The organism is Micromonospora sp. NPDC049580 (genome assembly GCF_040675595.1).
Taxonomy (GTDB): domain Bacteria; phylum Actinomycetota; class Actinomycetes; order Mycobacteriales; family Micromonosporaceae; genus Micromonospora.
The window spans coordinates 1-4262 of record NZ_JBFAPG010000519.1 but is presented as its reverse complement, the minus strand read 5'-3'; the positions used below and the strand labels follow the sequence as shown (position 1 = coordinate 4262).

Below are 4262 nucleotides of genomic sequence, written 5' to 3'. Positions count from 1 at the left end.
CCCCGATCGACGGCGTGTCGGGGCAATAACTTCATGATCACCAGGGGTCAGGCGGGTGGGGGCGGGGCAGGGTGGGGGTTAGTGGACGTTGACTGGGACGGTGTGCCAGCCGGTGGCGCCGTCCGGGGCGACGCTCTGCGTACGCTCGGTCTGGGTCTCGCCTGTCGCGTCCGTTGCCCGGACCTGGAGCCGGTGCTCGCCCGGCGTGGCGTCCCAGCGCCAGGACCACTGCACCCAGGTGTCCACCGACACCGTCGGGGCCAGCTGCGCCTCCTGCCAGGGGCCGTCGTCGACGCGTACCTCGACCCCGCGAACGCCCCGGTGCTGCGCCCAGGCCACACCGGCCACCGTCACCGGACCGGCGGTCAACCGGTTGCGCCGTCGCGGCGCGTCGATGCGCGACTGGGTCTTGATCGGGCCCTGGGCGGACCAACCACGCGGCACCCAGTACGCGTCGAAGTCGGCGAACCGGGTCAGCTCCAGCTCGGTCACCCACTTGCAGGCCGACACGTAGCCGTAGAGGCCCGGCACCACCATCCGAACCGGGAACCCGTGCTCGACCGGCAGCGGCTCGCCGTTCATGCCGATCGCCAGCAGCGCATCGCGTCCGTCGCGGAGCGCGGCGGTGGGGGTGCCACAGGTCCAACCGTCGACCGACCGGCCGACGACCTGGTCGGCGTCCTCCTCCGGCTGCACCTCGTCCAGCAGCTCCCGCAGGGGTACGCCCAGCCAGCGGGCGTTGCCGATCAGGTCCCCACCGACCTCGTTCGAGACGCAGGCCAGCGTGACGTACCGCTCGACCAACGGCCGGGCCAGCAGATCGGCGTAGCTGTAGGTGCGCTCGGTGCCCACCCGGCCATGGATGCGCAGCCGCCAGGTCTCCGGGTCCACCTGCGGCACCACCAGGGCGGTGTCGATCCGGTAGAACCCGAGATTCGGGGTGACGTACGGCGCGAGCTGGGCCAGCGACAGGTCCGCGCCCGCCGGCACGGCCGGTGCGGGGGCGACCGGCGCGGGCAGCCGGATCGCGTCCCGGGCGGCGGACACGCCGCGCCGCCCGGCCAGCCAGCGCCCGCCGAGTCCGGCCACGGCGGCCGTGCCGAGTAGCACGCCGGTGCCGGTCAGGAACCGTCGGCGCGACTCCGGATCGACAGTCGCGGCCGGCGCGGCCGGGGTCACCGGCACCGGCGGGGCGGCGGGGGTCACCGGGACCGGCAGGCCCTCCGTCGGCCCGGCGGGCGACACCGGCCATTCACCAGGACCGGCAGCCGGCGGGGTTGCCGGGCGGGAGGTGGCGGGTGAGGTCCAGGGCCAGGGGTCCAGCTCGAACGGGCCGGCGATGAACAGCCAGAGCACCAGGGCGCCGAGTCCGCCACCGACCAGCGACGGCAGCGCGTCGAAGACGTCCGCGCCGGGGCGGGTCAGCGCGGCGGCCACACCGACGACGCCGAACGCCGCGATGCCGGCCAGGCCCAGGGCCAGCCGGCGGACCGCCACCATTCCGAGCAGCGCGGCGAAGGCGCCCAGCAGCAGGGCCGTTCCGATCAGCAGGGCGATCTTGTCGGCGGTGCCGAAGACGTCGATGGCGAACTGCTTGAGCGGCTCGGGGACGGCGTCGACGACCACCCCACCCACCGCGACCAGTGGCGCCGACCGGGGGCCCGTCAGCACCGCCACCGGCTCCGCGATCCCGATCGCGACGGCGGCGGCGGTCACTCCGGCCAGCGCGGCGTACCGCCGCGACGTGGTGCTCATCGGCCCAGTGTGCGCGATCAATCCGCCGGGTCGCCAACCATGTCAGCGCTTGGTAATGATCGCGGAGACGAACCGGGGCACACCGCCGTACGACGGTGTGCCCCGGGGCGGGTGTCGCTACCGGGTCAGAAGCCCGGGCCGTGCTGGTGACCGTGGCCGTGGCCGTGCCCACCGGCGGCGGCCGGCTCGGCCCGCTCCGGCTTCTCCACCACGAGGCTCTCGGTGGTGAGCAGCAGACCGGCGATCGAGGCGGCGTTGGTGACCGCGTTGCGGGTCACCTTCACCGGGTCGATGATGCCGGCCTTGACCAGGTCGCCGTACTCGCCGGTGGCGGCGTCGAGGCCGTGGCCCCACTGCATGTCGGCGACCTTCTGCGTCACGACGTAGCCGTCGTGGCCGGCGTTCTGCGCGATCCAGCGCAGCGGCTCGACCAGCGCCTTGCGCACGATCGAGACGCCGACCTTCTCCTCGCCGGTGAAGCCCAGGTCGTCGTCGAGCACGGGAAGGATCTGCACCAGGGCGGCGCCGCCGCCGGGCACGGTGCCCTCCTCGACCGCGGCCTTGGTCGCCGCGATGGCGTCCTCGATGCGGTGCTTGCGCTCCTTCATCTCGACCTCGGTCGCCGCACCCACCTTGATCACGGCGATGCCGCCGGAGAGCTTCGCCAGCCGCTCGGCCAGCTTCTCCCGGTCCCAGTCGGAGTCGGAGGCCTCGATCTCCTTGCGGATCTGGGAGACCCGGTCGTCGACGTCGGCCTTCTGGCCGCCGCCGTCGACGATCGTGGTGTTCTCCTTGTCGACCACGACGCGCCGGGCGCTGCCGAGCACCTCCAGGCCGACCTGGTCGAGCTTGTAGCCCAGCTCCGGAGCGACCAGCTCGGCGCCGGTGGAGATCGCGATGTCCTGGAGCATGGCCTTGCGCCGGTCGCCGAAGCCCGGGGCCTTGACCGCGCAGACCTTGAGGGTCTTGCGCAGCGAGTTGACCACCAGGGTGGAGAGCGCCTGACCGTCCACGTCCTCGGCGATGATCAGCAGCGGCTTGCTGTTCTGCAGGACCTTCTCCAGCAGCGGCAGCAGCTCCTCGATCGCCGAGATCTTCTGGGTGGTGACCAGGATGTACGCGTCCTCCAGGACGGACTCCTGACCCTCCAGGTCGGTGACGAAGTTCGGCGAGATGAAGCCCTTGTCGAACTGGAGACCCTCGGTCACGTCCAGCTCGGTGGTGAGCATCGAGCCCTCCTCGACGGTGATGACACCGTCGCGGCCGACCCGCTCCATCGCCTCGGCGATCAGCTCGCCGATGGTGGCGTCCTGCGCCGAGATCGTCGCCACGTTCGCGATCGACTTCTTGTCAGCGACCTCGACGGCGCGGCCGAGCAGCGCCTCGGAGATCTTGGTGGCCGCCGCGTCGATGCCCCGCTTGAGGCCGGCCGGGTTGGTCCCGGCGGTCACGTTGCGCAGGCCCTCACGGACCATCGCCTGCGCCAGCACGGTCGCGGTGGTGGTCCCGTCGCCGGCGACGTCGTTGGTCTTGGTCGCCACCTCCTTGACCAGCTGCGCGCCGAGGTTCTCGTAGGGGTTGGTGAGCTCGATCTCCTTGGCGATGGTCACACCATCGTTGGTGATCGTCGGCGCACCGAATTTCTTGTCCAGGACGACGTTGCGCCCGCGCGGGCCGAGGGTGACCTTGACCGCGTCTGCGAGGGCGTTGACACCGTGCTCCAGCAGGTGCCGGGCGTCGTCCGAGAAGCTCAGGATCTTCGCCATGTATGTCCCTTCGAAGCGAAGCTGCCCCGGCCCGGCGAGCCGGACCGGGGCAGCGACACTGATCGGTTGCTTACTTCTCGATGACCGCGAGGACGTCGCGGGCGGAGAGCACCAGGTACTCCTCGCCGGCGTACTTGACCTCGGTGCCGCCGTACTTCGAGTAGAGGACGGTGTCGCCGACCTGCACGTCAACCGGAACCCGGTTGCCGTTGTCGTCGACGCGCCCCGGGCCCACAGCGAGGACGGTGCCCTCCTGCGGCTTCTCCTTGGCGGTGTCGGGGATCACGATGCCCGACGCCGTGGTGGTCTCAGCCTCGTTCGCCTGGACCACGATGCGGTCCTCGAGCGGCTTGATCGCAACCTTGGTCGCGGTAGTCACGGGCATACCCTCCTGGGGTACTACTGGTTTCGTTGCCGGCCAGCGGGGCTGACCAGCGTCAATCTGCCTCATGCCACCGGGCGGGGCCGTCGTCGCGGGTGCCGGTCCGCCTGGCGTGCGCACCCGGGTCGCGAGACCCGGAAGCTGGCACCCTCAGGGTGAGAGTGCTAATCGCAGGTTATTCCGTGGCTAGCACTCCGTCAAGGAGAGTGCCAGCGCGTCGCGCCCCGCCAGCCGGTATTTCCGCCTCGGCCGGGAGAATGGTGGGGTGGATCTCGATCAGCTGGCGGCGCTGCGTACCCCCGAGGGGTCGGCCGCGCTCTCGGCGGCGGCCGAGCTGGCCGTCAGTGGATCACCGCCGG

General features: G+C 71.5%; 3 protein-coding genes. All 3 read right to left on the bottom strand.

Annotated elements, in window-relative coordinates:
- Positions 1-78: 78 nt before the first annotated feature.
- The 3 genes from AB0J68_RS28245 to groES all read right to left on the bottom strand — a co-directional run bounded on the left by AB0J68_RS28245 (position 79) and on the right by groES (position 3906).
- On the bottom strand, positions 79-1755 hold the full coding sequence (locus AB0J68_RS28245) for a molybdopterin-dependent oxidoreductase (RefSeq protein ID WP_363941439.1): 1677 nt from the start codon (positions 1753-1755) through the stop codon (positions 79-81).
- A 125-nt stretch (positions 1756-1880) separates the two neighbouring features.
- A complete protein-coding gene (groL, locus tag AB0J68_RS28240; protein WP_363941436.1) occupies positions 1881-3521 on the bottom strand; it encodes a chaperonin GroEL in 1641 nt (546 codons plus the stop codon).
- A 70-nt stretch (positions 3522-3591) separates the two neighbouring features.
- Entirely contained in the window at positions 3592-3906 is a 315-nt protein-coding gene (gene groES / locus AB0J68_RS28235) for a co-chaperone GroES (protein ID WP_030330046.1), read from the bottom strand.
- Between the last annotated feature and the right edge of the window lie 356 nt (positions 3907-4262).